The organism is Planomonospora alba (assembly GCF_039534085.1).
Classification (GTDB): domain Bacteria; phylum Actinomycetota; class Actinomycetes; order Streptosporangiales; family Streptosporangiaceae; genus Planomonospora_B; species Planomonospora_B alba.
The window spans coordinates 66,989-84,109 of the sequence record NZ_BAAAUT010000011.1 but is presented as its reverse complement, the minus strand read 5'-3'; the positions used below and the strand labels follow the sequence as shown (position 1 = coordinate 84,109).

Annotated in this window: 18 protein-coding genes; 3 read left to right on the top strand and 15 right to left on the bottom strand. The window is 71.5% G+C overall.

Annotated features, from left to right (window positions below; translation table 11 throughout):
* Window positions 1-42: 42 nt before the first annotated feature.
* The 9 genes from ABD823_RS08800 to ABD823_RS08760 form a co-directional block, all read right to left on the bottom strand.
* Entirely contained in the window at window positions 43-2,472 is a 2,430-nt protein-coding gene (locus ABD823_RS08800) for an NADH-quinone oxidoreductase subunit G (RefSeq protein ID WP_344857679.1), read from the bottom strand.
* Between the two features lie 52 nt (window positions 2,473-2,524).
* Window positions 2,525-3,814, bottom strand: coding sequence for an NADH-quinone oxidoreductase subunit NuoF (nuoF, locus tag ABD823_RS08795; protein WP_344857677.1), 1,290 nt, complete (start codon window positions 3,812-3,814; stop codon window positions 2,525-2,527).
* Window positions 3,811-4,467, bottom strand: coding sequence for an NADH-quinone oxidoreductase subunit NuoE (nuoE, locus tag ABD823_RS08790; protein WP_344857675.1), 657 nt, complete (start codon window positions 4,465-4,467; stop codon window positions 3,811-3,813). The genes nuoF and nuoE overlap by 4 nt, the downstream gene beginning before the upstream one ends.
* On the bottom strand, window positions 4,464-5,789 hold the full coding sequence (locus tag ABD823_RS08785; protein WP_344857673.1) for an NADH-quinone oxidoreductase subunit D: 1,326 nt from the start codon (window positions 5,787-5,789) through the stop codon (window positions 4,464-4,466). The genes nuoE and ABD823_RS08785 overlap by 4 nt, the downstream gene beginning before the upstream one ends.
* A 46-nt stretch (window positions 5,790-5,835) precedes the next feature.
* Window positions 5,836-6,459, bottom strand: a complete 624-nt coding sequence (locus ABD823_RS08780) for an NADH-quinone oxidoreductase subunit C (protein WP_425566583.1) — start codon at window positions 6,457-6,459, stop codon at window positions 5,836-5,838.
* Window positions 6,460-6,515: 56 nt separating this feature from the next.
* Window positions 6,516-7,067, bottom strand: coding sequence for a NuoB/complex I 20 kDa subunit family protein (locus ABD823_RS08775; protein WP_344857669.1), 552 nt, complete (start codon window positions 7,065-7,067; stop codon window positions 6,516-6,518).
* Window positions 7,068-7,071: 4 nt separating this feature from the next.
* Window positions 7,072-7,431: an NADH-quinone oxidoreductase subunit A gene (locus ABD823_RS08770; protein WP_068898202.1), complete on the bottom strand. Its 360-nt coding sequence runs from the start codon at window positions 7,429-7,431 to the stop codon at window positions 7,072-7,074.
* 118 nt (window positions 7,432-7,549) lie between these two features.
* Window positions 7,550-8,827 (bottom strand): geranylgeranyl reductase family protein, encoded by a 1,278-nt coding sequence (locus ABD823_RS08765; RefSeq protein WP_344857663.1) that lies wholly within the window; start codon window positions 8,825-8,827, stop codon window positions 7,550-7,552.
* A gap of 372 nt (window positions 8,828-9,199) precedes the next feature.
* The gene (locus ABD823_RS08760) at window positions 9,200-9,946 is read right to left on the bottom strand and encodes a demethylmenaquinone methyltransferase (RefSeq protein WP_344857661.1); all 747 of its coding nucleotides are present in this window, start codon (window positions 9,944-9,946) and stop codon (window positions 9,200-9,202) included.
* Window positions 9,947-10,024: 78 nt separating this feature from the next.
* On the opposite strand from ABD823_RS08760, the gene ABD823_RS08755 reads away from it, so the two are divergent.
* A complete protein-coding gene (locus tag ABD823_RS08755) occupies window positions 10,025-11,293 on the top strand; it encodes a delta-60 repeat domain-containing protein (RefSeq protein ID WP_344857659.1) in 1,269 nt (422 codons plus the stop codon).
* Window positions 11,294-11,305: 12 nt separating this feature from the next.
* Here the strand turns inward: ABD823_RS08755 and ABD823_RS08750 are convergent, their stop codons facing one another.
* Window positions 11,306-11,500, bottom strand: a complete 195-nt coding sequence (locus tag ABD823_RS08750; protein WP_344857657.1) for a DUF4229 domain-containing protein — start codon at window positions 11,498-11,500, stop codon at window positions 11,306-11,308.
* 304 nt (window positions 11,501-11,804) lie between these two features.
* Between ABD823_RS08750 and ABD823_RS08745 the strand changes: the two genes are divergently transcribed.
* Entirely contained in the window at window positions 11,805-12,044 is a 240-nt protein-coding gene (locus ABD823_RS08745; protein ID WP_012887349.1) for a BldC family transcriptional regulator, read from the top strand.
* A 132-nt stretch (window positions 12,045-12,176) separates the two neighbouring features.
* Here the strand turns inward: ABD823_RS08745 and ABD823_RS08740 are convergent, their stop codons facing one another.
* Together ABD823_RS08740 and ABD823_RS08735 are read right to left on the bottom strand one after the other, a co-directional pair.
* Entirely contained in the window at window positions 12,177-12,416 is a 240-nt protein-coding gene (locus ABD823_RS08740; RefSeq protein ID WP_344857655.1) for a hypothetical protein, read from the bottom strand.
* A gap of 10 nt (window positions 12,417-12,426) precedes the next feature.
* On the bottom strand, window positions 12,427-13,320 hold the full coding sequence (locus ABD823_RS08735) for a hypothetical protein (protein WP_344857653.1): 894 nt from the start codon (window positions 13,318-13,320) through the stop codon (window positions 12,427-12,429).
* 160 nt (window positions 13,321-13,480) lie between these two features.
* Here ABD823_RS08735 and ABD823_RS08730 point away from each other — a divergent pair, with 160 nt between their 5' ends.
* Window positions 13,481-13,783: a PLDc N-terminal domain-containing protein gene (locus ABD823_RS08730; protein WP_344857651.1), complete on the top strand. Its 303-nt coding sequence runs from the start codon at window positions 13,481-13,483 to the stop codon at window positions 13,781-13,783.
* Window positions 13,784-13,792: 9 nt separating this feature from the next.
* Here ABD823_RS08730 and ccsB read toward each other — a convergent pair whose 3' ends face one another.
* The 3 genes from ccsB to ABD823_RS08715 are packed head-to-tail and all read right to left on the bottom strand — an operon-like array spanning window position 13,793 to window position 17,110.
* Window positions 13,793-14,827 carry a c-type cytochrome biogenesis protein CcsB gene (gene ccsB, locus ABD823_RS08725; RefSeq protein ID WP_344857649.1) on the bottom strand — a complete coding sequence of 345 codons (1,035 nt, stop codon included), beginning with the start codon at window positions 14,825-14,827 and terminating at the stop codon, window positions 13,793-13,795.
* Window positions 14,817-16,376: a cytochrome c biogenesis protein ResB gene (resB, locus tag ABD823_RS08720; RefSeq protein ID WP_344857647.1), complete on the bottom strand. Its 1,560-nt coding sequence runs from the start codon at window positions 16,374-16,376 to the stop codon at window positions 14,817-14,819. The genes ccsB and resB overlap by 11 nt, the downstream gene beginning before the upstream one ends.
* Window positions 16,376-17,110 (bottom strand): cytochrome c biogenesis CcdA family protein, encoded by a 735-nt coding sequence (locus ABD823_RS08715; protein ID WP_344857645.1) that lies wholly within the window; start codon window positions 17,108-17,110, stop codon window positions 16,376-16,378. The genes resB and ABD823_RS08715 overlap by 1 nt, the downstream gene beginning before the upstream one ends.
* Between the last annotated feature and the right edge of the window lie 11 nt (window positions 17,111-17,121).

Sequence of the window (17,121 nt, the reverse complement as noted above, 5' to 3'; positions counted from 1 at the left end):
CCTCGCGGACCGCTCCGCTCACTGCGTCGGGTTCTCTCCGGCTCATGAGGCACTTCCGATCTTGACGATGTCACCGGCCGCGGCGCGCAGGTCGCGGGTCACCGAGCGGCCGCCGGAGTTGGCCGGCAGCCACACCACCCGGTCGGGCAGGGCGGCGATCCGCACCGGCAGGCTCAGCGAGCCCTTCCCGGTGGTGACGGTGATCTTGTCGCCGTCGGCGACGCCGGCCTCGGCCGCGGTGGCCGGGGACAGCAGCGCCTCGGCCAGCGGAGCGGTCCCCGCCAGGAACGGCTCCCCCACCTGGAGGCGGCCGTCGTCGAGCAGCTGGTGCCAGGTCGCGAGCACGGCCTCACCGGCCCGCGGCGCGGCGGGCTGCGCCGGCGCGGCCTGCGGGGCGGCGGCCCGGGCGCCCCGCCACGAGCCGAGCGCGGCGAGCTCGCGCCGGGCGCTGGTCGGGTCGGGCAGGCCCAGGTGCACGTCCATGTGGTCGGCGATCGCGGAGATGATCCGCAGGTCGCTCATCACGCCCGGGACCGGGATGGCCTCGGTGAAGGTACGGCCGCGGCCCTCCCAGTCGACGAACGTGCCCGACTTCTCGACCACCGTGGCGACCGGCAGCACCACGTCGGCGCGGTCGGTGACCGCGCTGGCGCGCTGCTCCAGGCTGACGATGAACGGGGTGTTCTCCAGCGCCGCCAGGGCGGCGTCCGGGTCGGGCAGGTCGTAGGGGTCGACACCGGCGACGACCAGGGCGTCGAGCTCCCCGCCGAGCGCCGCCGCCAGCATGGCGGAGGTGTCGCGGCCCGGGGTCTCCGGGAGCGAGGTGACGTCCCAGGCCCGGGCCACCTCGGCGCGGGCGTCGGCGTCGGTCACCGGGCGGCCGATCGGCAGGAGGTTCGGCAGCGCGCCGGCCTCCAGCGCGCCGCGCTCGCCGGCGCGGCGCGGGACCCAGGCCAGCCGGGCGCCGCTCGCCTCGGCGAGCTCCAGCAGCGCGGAGAACGCGCCGGGGACGGCGGCGAGCCGCTCACCGGCGAGGATGACCGCGCCGGGCTTGCGGATCGCCTCGGCGGCCGCGGAGTCCGAGGAAGCGCCCGCGAGGTCCGCGAGGACCCGCGCCTCGGTGCCGGGCACCGCCTCCACGAGCGTGCCGCCCATCTTCGCCAGCCCGGAGGTGGCGAACGGCGCGACCGAGAAGACCTTCAGGCCCTTCTTCCGGAAGGCCTTGCGGAGCCGGAGGAAGACGATCGGCGACTCCTCGTCGGGCTCGAAGCCCACCAGGAGCACGGCCGGAGCGCTCTCCAGGTCGCGGTAGGAGACCTCGATGCCCTTGCCCGCGACGGCGTGCGCCAGGAAGCGCGCCTCCTCCTCGGAGTGCGCCCGGGCCCGGAAGTCGACGTCGTTGGTGCCGAGCGCGATCCGGGCGAACTTGGCGTAGCCGTACGCCTCCTCGACGGTGACGCGCCCGCCGACCAGCACGCCGGCGCGGCCGCGGGCGGCGGCCAGCCCCCTGGCCGCGACGGCGAACGCCTCGGGCCAGGAGGCGGGGACCAGGCGGCCCTCCTCGTCACGGACGAGCGGGGTCTTCAGCCGGTCCGGCTGGTTGGTGTAGGCGAAGGCGAAGCGGCCCTTGTCGCAGTTCCACTCCTCGTTGACCTCCGGGTCGTTCCCGGCCAGGCGGCGGGTGACCTTGCCGCGCCGGTGGTCGGTGCGCAGGGCGCAGCCGCTGGCGCAGTGCTCGCAGGCGGTGGGGGTGGTGACCAGGTCGAACGGGCGGGCCTGGAAGCGGTAGGCGGCGCTGGTCAGCGCGCCCACCGGGCAGATCTGGATGGTGTTGCCCGAGAAGTAGGACTGGAACGGCCTGCCGTCGGCCGTACCGACCTGCTCCTTGGCCCCGCGCTCGAAGAACTCGATGAGCGGGTCACCGGCGATCTCGTCGGAGAAGCGCAGGCAGCGCGCGCACTGCACGCAGCGCTCGCGGTCCAGCAGCACCTGGGTGGAGAGCGGGACCGGCTTCTCGAAGACGCGCTTCTTCTCCTGGAAGCGCGACTCGCCCTGGCCGTTGGACATGGCCTGGTTCTGCAGCGGGCACTCGCCGCCCTTGTCGCAGACCGGGCAGTCGAGCGGGTGGTTGGTGAGCAGGAACTCCATGACGCCGCGCTGCGCCTTCTCCGCGACGGGAGAGGTCAGCTGGGTCTGCACGACCATGCCGGGGGCGACCTCGGTGGCGCAGGACGGCTGCGGCTTCGGGAAGCCGCGCCCGTTGCCCGCGTCCGGGATCTCCACCAGGCACTGGCGGCAGTTGGCGACCGGGTCCAGCAGCGGGTGGTCGCAGAAGCGCGGGATCTGGATGCCGAGCAGCTCGGCCGCCCGGATGACCAGCGTCCCCTTCGGGACGCTCACCTGGAACCCGTCGATCGTCAGGGTCACCAGCTCCGCCGGCCGCTGGGCCGGGGTGGTGGGTTCGACGCTCATGGTGCCTCCTCCGTCGGCCCCACGACCGAAACGGTGTCGCGGCGGTACGTCCTCACTTGGCCCCCCACACCGTGGACAGGGCGGGGTCGAACGGGCAGCCGCCGATCTCGAAGTGCTTGAGGTACTCGTCGCGGAAGTACTTCACCGACGAGTGGATGGGGCTGGTCGCGCCGTCACCCAGGGCGCAGAAGGACCGGCCCAGGATGTTGTCGGCGATGTCGGTGATGGTGGTCAGGTCCTCCTCGGTGCCCTGCCCCTTCTCCAGCCGCTTGAGCACCTGCTTGAGCCAGTGGGTGCCCTCCCGGCAGGGGGTGCACTTGCCGCAGGACTCGTGGGCGTAGAACTCCGTCCACCGCATGACCGCGCGGACCACGCAGGTCGTCTCGTCGAAGATCTGCAGGGCCCGGGTGCCGAGCATCGAGCCCTTGGCGCCGACCGACTCGAAGTCGAGCGGGACGTCCAGGTGCTCGTCGGTGAAGATCGGCGTGCTCGACCCGCCGGGGGTCCAGAACTTCAGCCGGTGGCCGGCGCGGATGCCGCCCGCCATGTCGAGGAGCTCGCGCAGCGTGATGCCGAGCGGCGCCTCGTACTGGCCGGGCCGGGTGACGTGGCCGGACAGGGAGAAGATGCCGAAGCCGGACGACTTCTCCGTGCCCATGCCCGAGAACCACTCCGGGCCGTTGGCGATGATCGAGGGAACAGTCGCGATCGACTCGACGTTGTTGATGACGGTCGGGCAGGCGTACAGGCCCGCCACCGCCGGGAACGGAGGCTTGAGACGGGGTTGGCCGCGATATCCCTCGAGCGAGTCGAGCAGAGCCGTCTCCTCGCCGCAGATGTAGGCGCCCGCGCCGGAGTGGACGACCAGGTCCAGGTCGTAGCCGGAGCCGAAGACGTCCCTGCCGAGGAAGCCGGCCTCGTAGGCCTCGCGCACGGCCGCGTGCAGGCGGCGGATGACGTGCAGGACCTCGCCGCGCACGTAGATGAAGGCCTGGTTCGCGCGGATGGCGTAGGACGTGATGATCACGCCCTCCACCAGCGCGTGCGGGTTGGCCATCATCGTCGGGATGTCCTTGCACGTGCCGGGCTCGGACTCGTCGGCGTTGACCACCAGGTAGTGCGGCTTGCCGTCGCCCTGCGGGATGAAGCCCCACTTCATGCCGGTGGGGAAGCCCGCGCCGCCGCGGCCGCGCAGGCCGGAGTCCTTGACCGCCTGGATGACGGCGTCGGGGTCCATGCCCAGCGCCTTCTTGGCGGCCTTGTAGTCCCCGCCGTAGCCGGCCAGGGTGAAGGAGTCGGGCCGGTCCCAGTTCGCGGTGAGGACCGGGGTGAGAGTCGTCATGCCTCAGGGGCCTTCCATCCGTTGGCCTTGGCGACCTTCAGGCCCTCCAGGGAGGCGCCCGCCGCCGAGGGGCCGTCGCCGGCCTGGTCGTCGGGGAGCCCTGCCAGGATCCGCGACGCCTCCTTGAAGGTGCACAGCTTCTTCGGGCCGCGGGTCGGCGAGACGTCCTTGCCGTCGCGCAGGTCGTCGACGAGCTGCTTGGCCGAGTCGGGGGTCTGGTTGTCGAAGAACTCCCAGTTGACCATCATCACCGGGGCGAAGTCGCAGGCGGCGTTGCACTCCAGCCGCTCCAGCGAGATCTTGCCGTCCCCGGTCGTCTCGTCGTGGCCGACGCCGACGTGCTCGGAGAGCTCCTCCCAGATCTGGTCGCCGCCCATGATCGCGCAGAGCGTGTTGACGCAGACGCCGACGTGGTAGTCGCCCATCGGCCGGCGCTTGTACATCGTGTAGAACGTGGACACGCCCACGACCTCGGCCTTGCTGATGCCGAGCATCTCGGCGCAGAACTCGTGCCCGTCGTCGGAGACGTAGCCGTCCACCGACTGCACCAGGTGCAGCAGGGGCAGCAGGGCCGAGCGCGGCCGGGGGTAGCGGCCGATGATCTCCTTGGCGTCCTGTTCCAGACGCTCGCGGACCTCCGCCGGATAGGTCATCGGTCCACACCTCCCATAACCGGGTCGATCGAGGCCACCGCCGAGATGACGTCGGCGACCATGCCGCCCTCGCACATCGCCGGGACGGACTGCAGGTTCGTGAACGACGGGTCGCGGAAGTGCACCCGGTAGGGGCGGGTTCCGCCGTCGCTGACCACGTGGGCGCCGATCTCGCCGCGGGGGCCCTCCACGCTGGCGTAGGCCTGCCCCGCCGGGACGCGGAAGCCTTCGGTGACCAGCTTGAAGTGGTGGATGAGCGCCTCCATGGAGCCGCCCATGATGTGCGCGATGTGGTCGGGCGAGTTGCCGTAGCCGTCGGGGCCGAGCGCGAGCTGCGAGGGCCAGCCGATCTTCTTGTCGTCCACCATGACGCGCTGGCCCTTGAGCGGGCCGGCGAGCCGGTCGAGGGCCTGCTCGATGATCTTGAGCGACTCCTCCACCTCGGCCATCCGGACGAGGTAGCGGCCGTAGACGTCGGCGGTCTTCTGGGTCGCGACCTCGAAGTCGTAGGTCTCGTACCCGCAGTAGGGCTGCGACTTGCGCAGGTCCCACGGCAGGCCGGCGGCCCGCAGGATCGGCCCGGTGACGCCCAGCGCCATGCAGCCGGTCAGGTCGAGGTAGGCCACGTCCTTGGTCCGGGCCAGGTAGACCGGGTTGGCGTCGAGCAGCTTGCGCATCTCCTTGACGCGCTTCGGCATGATCTTGAGGAACTCGCCGATCTTGTCCACGGCCCCGGCCGGCAGGTCGACGGAGACGCCGCCCGGCCGGACGTAGGCGTAGTTCATCCGCAGGCCGGTGATGTACTCCATCACGTCGAGCACCATCTCGCGCTCGCGGAAGCCGTAGATCATCGGCGTGGTCGCGCCCAGCTCCATGCCGAAGGTGGCGACGGCGACCATGTGCGAGGCGATGCGGGTCAGCTCCATGGTCATCACGCGCAGCGCCTGGGCCCGCTCGGGGACCTGCTCGGTGATGCCCAGCAGCTTCTCCACCGCCATGCAGTAGGCGGTCTCGTTGAAGATCGGCGCGAGGTAGTCCATCCGGGTGACCAGGGTGGTCCCCTGGGTCCACGTCCGGTACTCGCAGGTCTTCTCGATGCCGGTGTGCAGGTAGCCGATGACCGTGCGGGCCTCGGTGACCGTCTCGCCGTCCAGGGTCAGGACGAGGCGGAGCACGCCGTGCGTGGAGGGGTGCTGCGGTCCCATGTTGACCACGAGCTGCTCGTCCTGCTGGCCGCTGAGCGTGCTGACCAGCTCGGTCCAGTCGTTGCCGGAGACCGTGTAGACCTTGCCCTCGGTGGCTTCCTGGTGGGGGGCGCTCACGAGTCCTCCTTCGCCGCACTCGTTCGCGAGCCGCTGTGCTTGTCGCTCACTTGTACGACCTCCTCTTGTCCGGCGACGGGATCTGGGCGCCGCGGTAGTCGACCGGGATGCCGCCGAGCGGATAGTCCTTCCGCTGGGGGTGGCCGTCCCAGTCGTCGGGCATCATGATGCGGGTCAACGCCGGGTGGCCGTCGAAGACGATCCCGAAGAAGTCCCAGGTCTCCCGCTCGTGCCAGTCGTGCGTCGGGTAGATCGACACGCTGGACGGGATGTGCGGGTCGGCGTCGGGGCAGGAGACCTCGACGCGCAGGCGCCGGTTGTGCGTGATCGAGCACAGGTGGATCACCGCGTGCAGCTCCTCACCGGCGAGGTGGGGGTAGTGCACGCCGGAGACGCCCAGCGAGAGCTCGAAGCGGAGCGCCGGATCGTCGCGCAGGTGCTGCAGGACCTCCAGCAGGCGCTCGCGCCTGACGTGGAAGGTCAGCTCCCCGCGGTCCACGACCACGTCCTCGACCGCGTCGGCGAAGCCGTCGCCGAGCGCGCGCTCCAGCTGGTCCGCGATGTCGTCGAAGTAGCCGCCGTAGGGGCGGGGGGTCGACATCCGCGGCGCCCGCCGTACGACGAGGCCTCCGTAGCCGGAGGTGTCGCCCGCGTCCTGGGCGCCGAACATGCCCCGGCGGACGATCGGCCCCTCCGGCACTCCGGGGAGGTTCTCGGGCTCAGAGGTCACTTGCCGGCTCCCTGGTCGATCAGCGGCAGCGTCCGGAGCGCCCGCAGTTCGAGCTCGTCGATCTGCTTGGCGCGGTGGGCGCCGAACTTCATGTTCTGGATCTTGTCGTGCAGCTTCACGATCGAGTCGATGAGCATCTCCGGCCGCGGCGGGCAGCCCGGCAGGTAGATGTCGACGGGGACCACGTGGTCCACACCCTGCACGATGGCGTAGTTGTTGAACATGCCCCCGCTGGAGGCGCAGACACCCATGGCGATGACCCACTTGGGCTCGGCCATCTGGTCGTAGATCTGGCGCAGCACCGGGGCCATCTTCTGGGAGAGCCGTCCCGCGACGATCATCAGGTCGGCCTGGCGCGGGGAGGCCGAGGCGCGCTCCATGCCGAAACGCGCCAGGTCGTGCTTGGAGGCGCCGGTCGCCATCAGCTCGATGGCGCAGCACGCCAGACCGAAGGTGGCCGGCCAGACGGAGTTCTTGCGCGCCCAGCCCGCGACCTGCTCGACGGTGGTCAGCAGGAAGCCGCTCGGGAGTTTCTCTTCAAGTCCCATAGTCCTAATCCCAGTCCAGACCCTTGCGGCGCCACACGTACGCGTAGGCGACGAGCACGGTGACGATGAACAGCAGCATCTCGACCAGTCCGAACAGCCCGAGCTGGTCGAACGCGACCGCCCACGGGTAGAGGAAGATGATCTCGATGTCGAACACGATGAAGAGCATCGCGGTGATCATGTACTTCAGCGGGAAGCGGCCACCGCCGACCGGCTGGGGGGTGGGCTCGATACCGCACTCGTAGGCGTCGAGTTTCGCGCGGTTCCACCGCTTGGGCCCGGTGAAGGGGGCGATCGTCACCGAGAAGATCGCGAAGCCCGCTCCGAGAACGGCGAGCACCAGGATGGGTGCGTACAGCTCCATCGCTACGCCTCCTCTCCCATCTCCACGCGCGCCGGCGCGTAGCTCACGTTGTGGTGTCGCATAAGTCTAGGCGGGGCCATGAATCTCACTTGCCCCGGCTTCCTGGTGTTTTGCGAGGTCATGCCGGTGGTGCCACCTTCGACAGGGCGTTGATGATCCGGTCCGACGCGTCGCCTCGCCGGTCGGTGAGGTTAGCAAGGAGTTTGAGCGCGAACCGCATCAGGCGGGGGTGCGGGAGCGCGTGACGCGTCGCGAAGTTCATCACGCCGCGCCGGCTGATCAGCTCGACGAAACCGCGGCCGAGCGTGAAGTACCCGCCGTAGGCGTCCTTCAACGTCTGCGGGTAGGCCCGCAGCACCCGCTCCCGCTGGGCGGGCGTGGGCCTGCCCAGCGCCTGGACGACGGTCTCGGCCGCGATCCGGCCGGTCTCCATCGCGTAGGCGATGCCCTCGCCGTTGAACGGATTGATCATTCCGCCCGCGTCGCCGACGAGCACCAGGCCGCGGGTGTAGTGCGGCTGGCGGTTGAACGCCATCGGCAGCGCGGCACCCCTGATCGGGGTGGTCATGTTCTCTTCGGTGAACCCCCACTCGGAGGGCATGTTCTTCGTCCAACGCCGCAGCAGGTCGCGATAATCCATGCCCTTGAACGCCTCGCTGGTGTTCAGCAGGCCCAGGCCCACGTTCGCGGTGCCGTCGCCGACCCCGAAGATCCAGCCGTAGCCGGGCAGCAGCTGGTCGCCGTCCCACAGCTCCAGCCAGGTCTCCAGGTAGTCGTCGTCGTGCCGGGGGCTGGTGAAGTAGGTCCGCACGGCGACGCCCATGGGGCGGTCGGCGCGCTTGTGCAGCCCCATCGCCAGGGAGATCCGGGTGGAGTTGCCGTCGGCCGCGACCACGAGGCGGGAGCGGTAGGCGACCTCCTCGCCGTCCTTCCTGGCGGTCACGCCCACGACGTGGCCGCTGCGCTCGTCGAGGATCGGGCCGGTGACGTTGACGCCCTGCAGCAGGCGGGCCCCGCCGCGCACGGCGTTGGCGGCCAGGATCTCGTCGAAGTCCTGCCGGGTGCGGACCAGCCCGAAGTCGGGGTAGCTGGACAGCTCGGGCCAGTCGAGCTCGAAGCGCAGGCCGCCGCCGACGACGCGCAGGCCCCTGTTCCTGACCCAGCCCGGGGCGTCGATGTCGATCCCCATCGCGATGAGCTGCTTGACCGCCCGGGGTGTCAGGCCGTCCCCGCAGACCTTCTCGCGGGGGAACGTGGTCTTCTCCAGGAGCAGGACGTCCAGTCCGGCCTGGGCGAGGTGGAAAGCGGTCGTGGAACCGGCGGGCCCGGCGCCGACGACGATGACGTCGGCGTCAGCCGCAGTGACACTCCGCTGTGCGACGGCTGGCACGGTCACGGGACCTGTCCTGTCCTACACGCGTTGACGGCCTCGGGGTGAGGGGCCTTTCGTTCTTTTGTGAAGGTCTTCACAAACTTGTCGGGCGGCAGTCTAACGCTTCCGCAGAGAGAAGTGTCAGGCGGGTGCGGCGGGCGTTTCCCCGCTTCCCGGGCGGCGTCGGCGGTCGTCTTCCCCGCGGATCCCCCCGCGGGTCCTCCCGCGGATCCCCTGCGGAGACGGGGGTGGGGGAAATCTTCCGCGGAACCCTCGCCGAGGCGGGCTTTTGCGCCCCCTTCCCCGGCCGCTCCGGCGCGATCCTCCGGCGCCCGGCCCTTCCGCGCTCAGCCCTCCGGTACTCAGCGCCCTCCCGCGCTCAGCGCCCTTCCGCGCTCAGTCCTCCCGTGCGGGGGCGGCCTGCGGCTTGTAGCCGCGGTGCAGGGCGACGATGCCGAGCGACAGGTTGCGCCAGGCGACCCGCTCCCAGCCCGCCCGCTGGATGATCCGCGCCAGCGCGGGCTGGTCCGGCCACGCCCGGATCGACTCGGCGAGGTACTCGTAGGAGTCGGGGTTGGAGCTGACGAGCCCGGCCGCGACCGGGAGCATCCTCATCAGGTACTGCGTGTAGACCAGCTCGAAGGGGCGGACCGTGGGCCGGGAGAACTCGCAGATCACCAGGCGGGCGCCGGGCCTGGCCACGCGGAGCATCTCGCGCAGCGCCTGCTCGGTGTCCTTGACGTTGCGGATCGCGAAGGAGATCGTCACCGCGTCGAAGCTGTCGTCGGCGAACGGCAGGTTGAGCGCGTCACCCGCGACGAACGTCACCCCGCGCACGCCCCCGCCGCGGATGCCCGACCCGCCGCGCCGCTCGACGCCGGTGCGGAGCATGCCGAGGGAGAAGTCGGAGGCGATGGCCCGGGCGCCGAGCGTGGTGAAGGCGTCGGTCGAGGTGCCGGTGCCCGCGCCCAGGTCGAGCACGAGCTCGCCGGGGCCCGCGTCGACCGCGGCCGCGGTGGCCTTGCGCCAGAACCGGTCCTGCCCCAGGGAGAGGATGTCGTTCATCAGGTCGTAGCGCCGGGCCGTGCGATCGAACATCGAGGCGACCTCGTGCGGTTGCTTGTCCAGCGAAGCGCGCGTCATGGGTGCAAGCCTAGGCCCGATGGGACAATCCACGGAAAGTGTCATCATGATTACCAAGAGTCTGTTAGAACTTTGCGGGTGCTTGCCAGAACCGTTTCCCCTCCCGTGACGGCCGCCGCGCTGGCCGCCGCCCTGGTCCTGATCCCCGCGGACGCCTCCGCCGCGGGCACCGTCGAGCACCGCCGGGTGGTCTCCGCCGACCCCGTGGACACCACCCCGCACGTGCTCGACGGGATCGTCAACGCCATCGCCCTGGTGGGCGGCACGGTGGTGGTCGGCGGCTCGTTCAGCGAGGTGCGGGACGCCGGGAGCAGCCGGGTTCTGGAGCGCGCCAACATCTTCGCCTACGACCTGGCCACCGGGCGGATCCTGCCGGACTTCGCCCCCGAGCTCGACGGCCCGGTCAACGCCCTGGCCGCGGGGGCCTCCGGCACCGTCTACGCGGGCGGCGCGTTCACGGAGACCGACGGGGCCGGCACCCGCCGGCTGGTCCGGCTCCGGCTCGCCGACGGGACCCGGGTGCCCGGCTTCCGCGCCCAGGCCGAGGGCGGCACGGTGACCAGCCTCGTCCGCAGCGGTTCCCATCTCTACGCGGGCGGGGACTTCACCCGAGTCGGAGGCGTCCGCCGCACCGCGCTGGCACGGCTGGACGCCGCCACCGGGGCGGTGGACCCGGCCTTCTCGATCACACCGGGCGCCCCCCGCGGTTCCCGGGTCAAGGTGTACGCCATGGCGCTGGCCGGGGACCGCCTCGCGGTCGACGGCGGCTTCGGCACCCTCGACGGGCTCTCCCGGCCCCAGCTCGGCCTCATCGACGTCGGCTCGTCCCCCGCGAAGGTCGCGGACTGGCGGACCGACGCCTACGCCCCGGAGTGCAAGCCGGACTTCCCCAGCTACGTCAGGGGCCTGGACTTCGCCCCCGACGGGAGCTACTTCGTGGTCGTCACCAGCGGCGGGGCGGGCAGCGCGGGGAAGCTGTGCGACAGCGCCGCGCGGTTCGAGACGCGCGCCCGGGGCACCACCCGCCCGACCTGGGTCAACTACACCGGCGGCGACACGCTCTACTCGGTCGCGGTGACCGGTGCCGCGGTCTACGTGGGCGGCCACCAGCGCTGGCTGGACAACCCGCGCGGCCGCGACTCGGCGGGGCCGGGGGCCGTCTCCCGGCCGGGGATCGGCGCGATCCACCCGGTCACCGGCAAGGCCCTGCGCTGGAATCCCACCCGGGACCGCGGAATCGGCGTCAAGGCGTTTCTCGCCCACCGGGGAGGGCTACTCGTTGGTAGCGACACAACCCGGCTCGGCCGCGAGTACCATGCCCGGATCGGCATGTTCCCGTTGCCGTGACATTCGGTGTTTTCAGCGATTCTTGGCGATTCGCGCGCTCAGCGCGTCTCGCTGCCTGGACAGCAGGACGTAGCTGGCCAGGCCGCTGACGAGGAATGACACGACCAGCAGCAGGAAAGGCTCACGGAGCCCGAGCAGGTAGAGCACGCCTGCGGTGACCGCCAGCAGGCCGATCCGCGACGCGGTGTAGACGAAAGCGGGATGCACGACATCGAGGCTACGTCACGATGGCCGTGCCGCCGCGGGCGGGCGGGTGCCATCGAGGCAAAGGCGTCTTGACCGGCGCTGTCACGAACCACCGAGAGCGCTCTTCGCATCCGACGCGAGCACTGCTAGTGTTCCCACCAGATCAGTTACGTAAAGAAACACCCACGAGAGCCTCAAAGAGGCTCTATCATATAACAATCGGGCAGTCAGTCGATAACAACCCGTGATCTTTGTTCAAAAGCACGGATAAATCAGGCTTCGCTCGGCACACTGGTTACCTGTCCGCCCGCTGGCAGGAAGCGGGATGCGAGGGGGAGAGATTGTGGAGAGTAGCAGCGAGCGTCTGCTGACACCTGGAGAGGTTGCCGCCCTCTTCCGGGTCGACCCAAAGACGGTGACGCGCTGGGCCGCGGCAGGCCGCATCAGCAGCATCCGTACCCCCGGAGGGCACCGGCGTTTCCGCGAGTCGGAAGTGCACGCCCTTCTCCGCGGTGAGGACGTCCTGACGGCCGAACGGCCGGCGGGCGAGTCCCCCCGCGTCTGACGACGCCGCCGCACGACGTCGCACCATCGGTGATCCTGCGCGTCTTACCCGGAAGCCGCAGGGTCACCATGGAGTCGCCACAGGGTGGGCATGGTGTCACCCCGAGGTGACACAGAGGCTCCCCGGCGTGCCTCAGTCGTCCTGCTCCGCCTTGAAGGCCAGGAACTCCCGCTCCAGTTCGTCGTTCTCCTCCAGCCAGCGACGCCGTCGCCGTGCGATCTCCTCCTCGGTGAGCGACTCGGGCAGCCAGCGGTCGTACTCCGGATCCCCCGGTGAGAGCTCCACGTACGCGTTGCCGATCAGACGCCCGTCTTCGCTGATCAGGCTCTGCGGCACGCGCAGGGTCCCGTCAGCGAGCCGGATGACGTACATCCCAGATCACCTAGATTCCGTAGCGCCGGTTGAAGAACAGCATGACAGTGAGCGCCATCCGCGTGTCCCCGCTCAGCATGTCCACCAGGGCGGGACGCTGCCGGGAGGCGATGGCGGCGAAGGCGTCGGCGAAGAACTCCCTGCGCCCCAGGACACCCGGCTGCAGGTGGAAGCCCGAGGCCAGGACCGGCACGCACTGCTCGTAGAGTGCGGTGAACTCCGGGGAGTCCGACACCCAGTCTCCGTGGGGCGCGTCCACGTCGTCCAGGGCGTGCCCGATCTCGTGCATCATCACGTCGGGGGTGGGTGAGGGCCTGTCCCCCACCACGACCTTGCGGTCGCCGTAGGCCCCGGCGCAGATGTCCCAGGTCGCCCGGCCCGACGGCAGCGGCGCGCCCCGCAGGTATCCCATGTCGTCCAGGTCGGGCACGCCGCCCGCGCCGACGTAGATGCCCTCCAGGCCGTCGGCCAGCTTGGCCTTGAGCCGGTCCGGCAGCCGGGCGAGGCTCTCCACGGCGGCCACGACCTCCGGAGACGGCGGCCCCTCGCGCACGTCCCACTGGCGGTGCAGCACGCGCTCCAGCGCCCCGCAGTGCCGCAGGCCGTCGCCCAGGTCCGGGGCCTCGGGGGGGTTCGGCCGGGCCCGCGGCCGCTCGTGCTCCAGCTCGAAGTCCCGCCAGGTGTACTGCGGGCGGTCGGCGGGGACGGGCCTGCCCGGCCGCCGCTCCGGCCCGCGGAGGACCTCCCTCGGCGCCTCCCGGAACAGCTCCCGGGGAACCGGCGGGTCGGACGCCTCCCGCGGCGCCGCCTGGCCGGGCGTCCGCCGGACCACGCCCTCGCCGCCGCGGCGCGGTGCCTCCCGCTGCCACCACCGGCGCCGGTGCCGGCCCCTGTCCGTGCTCACCCTGCCCGCCCGCGCGAATGCGCCATCACGCGCTCCTGTCGGAAAACGGCAACGGGACCTATCCGTACGGGGTCCTACCGTACGACGGGGATCTTCTCCGCGCATCCCCCGGAGGGCGTCTCTGGCTCCGGCCGCCCCCGCGATGGCTTACAGTGCGGGCATGTCCGTGCTTCTCGGTCTGGCCGTCCTCGCCTTCTGGCTCTACTGCCTCTTCGACGTCATCACCACTCCGGACGAGGAGGTCAGAAACCTCCCCAAGATCCTGTGGGTGCTCGTCGTGGTGCTCCTGGCCATGATCGGCGGCCTGTTCTGGCTGCTGCTCGGCCGCCCCCTCGGGCCCCGCGCCCCGCGCGCCTTCCTCCCGCCGGAGCCCCCGGGCCCCCGCCCGCAGGCCCCGCGCGGCCCCGACGACGACCCGGACTTCCTGCGGGACCTCGATCGGCGCCTGCGCGAGGAGGACTGACCCGGCCCGCTACGGCACCTCGGCGTAGGAGTGCAGGCCGTCGATGAAGAGGTTCACCCCGATGAGGTTGAACAGCAGGCACGCGAAGCCCACGAGCTGCACGATCATCGCCGCCCGGCCCTTCCAGCCGGCGGTCGCGCGGGCGTGCAGATAGCCCGCGTAGACGATCCAGGTGATGAACGCCCAGATCTCCTTGGGGTCCCAGCCCCAGTAGCGGCCCCACGCCTTGTCCGCCCAGAGCGCGCCGGCGATGACGGCGAAGGTCCAGATCGGGAAGCCGATCACGATGGCCCGGTGCGCCACCCGCTCCAGCTCCTGCCGGGTCGGCAGGTGGTCGGCGGCGTCGTGCCGGATCAGGTAGATGACGCCGCAGGCACCGGCCACGATGAACAGGCCGCTGGCGAGGATGGCCGCCGAGACGTGGATCGCGATCCAGTAGGAGTTCAGCGCCACCATCGCCGGAGCGGTCTCCACATGCCAGGAGTGCACCGCGTACCCCAGGCCGAGCCCGGCCGCGCCCGTGATGAAGGAGCCCAGGAAGCGCACCGGGTAGCGCAGCTGCATCAGCAGGAAGGCGCCCACGGCCGCCAGGCACATGGCGACCATGAACTCGTACAGGTTGCCCCACGGCCACCGCTCCGCGGCCAGGCCCCGGGTCACCAGGGAGCCGGCGTTCGCCACGAGGCCGGCCCAGCTGAGCACGGTCGCGGCCGTCCCGGACTTCAGCACCCAGCCGGACGGCGTCCCGGCCGGGGCGCCGCCCTCCGCCGCGGGCTCCTCCGTACCGGTCCCGTCCGCCGCGGCGGACGGGACGGGCCCGGAGGCCGGGTCGGAGCCCGCCTCCCCGGCGGCCGCCGCAGGGGAGGCGCCGACCGCGGCGAGCGCGGGCTCGGCCCGTTCCCCGGCGGCCGCGCCCCGGGCCGGCGCCCGGTTGAAGGCGAGATCCAGCGCGTACCCGATCATCGCGAGGGCGTAGAGCAGCACCGTCACCAGGATGAGCTGGTCGCTCAGCGCGGCGAGAGCGGTATCGACCTCAGCGGTCATCCTTCACTCCAGGGTTGGAACCGTGATTCAGGGCGGCGACGATCCCGGCGAACTCCTCGCCGAAGTCACCGCCTTCGGTGCGGGTGAGGCCGCCCGCCTCGGCGGCGCCGTCGCCGACGCGCACCCACACGCGGCGGCGCCGGACGGTCAGGGAGAGCACCAGCGCGACGGTGGCCACGGCCGCGGAGACCAGCGCGGGCAGCCGGCCGGGGTCGTGGGTGATCTGCAGGGCGATCCACTCCTTGATCCCGGTGAACTCGACCGTGCCCATGCCGTCCGGCAGCCGGAGCTTCTCCCCGACCTGGAGCGGGTCGGCCTTCATCACCAGCGGCTTCATCTCCTTGAGGATCTCCGCCGGGATCTCGTAGACCGACTGCGGGCGGCCGTTCCCCATGCCGAGGTCGCCGGCGAAGGCGCCGTACACCTGCGCGACCGGGTTGACCGCGCCGGGGAAGGCCGACGTCCACTCCCCGTCGTGCGTCCGGACCGCGGTGGGCAGGAAAGCGATCATGAGGCCGAGCTGCTCGGGCAGGGCGTCGGGGACCTTGACCACGCACTCGGAGGCGAACGTCGCCGGTTGCGCGGCCAGGCACGGGACCGCCCCCTCGAAGGCGACCTGCCCCTTGCCGTCGGTGACCTTGAAGGTGGGCGCGTAGCCGTGGTCGATCAGGTAGGTCAGGGTGCCGTTCACGTCGAGCGGCTCGTTCACCTTCAGCTCGTACGTCCGCTCCGCCGCCCCCGGCGCGTCGCTCACCGCGAGCCTCGCCGAGTAGTCCAGCGCCTGCCCCCGCTTGGGCCCCTGGGCGATGTAGGTGGCCTGGAAGTCCTCCAGCGTGAACGAGAACGGCTCCAGCGACTCGGCGTTCACCTGCTGGCCGGGCAGGTAGCGGTCGTAGGCGGCGACGGTGTTGGCGAATCCGGCGCCCTCCACGACCAGCACGTTGCCGCGGTAGCCGTACAGCGCGCCGGTCCCGATCGCGACCAGCAGGCCGACCAGCGCGGCGTGGAACAGCAGGTTGCCGGTCTCGCGCAGATAGCCCTTCTCCCCCGCGACCCAGTCCTGCCCGGTGGTCACCCGGAAGCGGAGCCGGCGCAGCCGCCGGGCCGCCTCCTCGACCGTCAGCGGGCCGTCGAGCACGGCGTGCTGCGGCAGCCGGGACAGGTTGCGCGGCGCCGCGGGCGGCTTCCTGCGCAGCTCCCGCAGGTGCGCCGCGGCGCGCGGGAGCACGCAGCCGATCAGCGAGACGAACAGCAGCAGGTAGACCGCGGCGAACCACGGCGCCTGGAAGACGTCGAACATCCAGAGCCGGTCGAGCCACTCGGCCAGCTGAGGGCTGTCGGCGTAGTACTGCGCGACCTTGGCGTCGGAGACGCCGCGCTGCGGCCAGATCGACCCGGGGACCGAGCCCAGGGCCAGCAGGAACAGCAGGATCAGCGCGGTCCGCATGGAGGTGAGCGTGCGCCAGGCCCAGCGCAGCCAGCCGACCGCGCCCAGCCTCACGGGCCGGACCGCGGTCTTCTCCTCGGGCGTGTCGTCGGTAAGGGTCATCAGATCACCGGCTGGAATCCGCCGATCCACCCCTGCATCGCCGCGACGAGGTCTCCCCAGACGCCGGTGACGAGCAGCAGGCCGACGGCGACCAGCATGGCCCCGCCCACCCGGGTGATCAGCTGCGTGTGGCGGCGGACCGCCTTGAACGTGTGCAGTGCCCTACGGTAGGCCAGTCCGGCCGCCACGAACGGCAGGCCGAGCCCGAGCGCGTAGGCGAAGGCGAGCAGCGCGCCGCGCCCCGCGCTGCCCTCGGTCACGCCGAGCGTGAGCACGACCCCGAGGGTGGGGCCGATGCAGGGGGTCCAGCCGAGGCCGAACACCACGCCGAGCAGCGGCGCCCCGGCGAGCCCGGCGGCCGGGAGCCGGTGGACGCGCACGTCGCGCTGGAGCCCCGGGACGAGGCCCATGAAGGCGAGCCCGAGCACGATCGTGAGCGCCCCGAGCACCCGGGTGATGACCTCGGCGTTGCCGAACAGCACCGCGCCGAGGGTTCCGAAGAGCGCCCCGCCGGCCACGAACACGGCGGCGAAGCCGAGGACGAACAGCACGGTCCCGGCGACCATCCGGCCCCGCCGGGGGTCGGCGCTCATCCCGGTCACGTAGGACAGGTAGCCGGGGACCAGCGGCAGCACGCACGGCGACAGGAACGACACCAGCCCCGCGGCGACCGCGATCGGCAGGGCCAGCGCGAGCGAGCCGCTCGCCACCGTGCTCGCCAGGTCGGCGCTCATCGCGGGCGTCC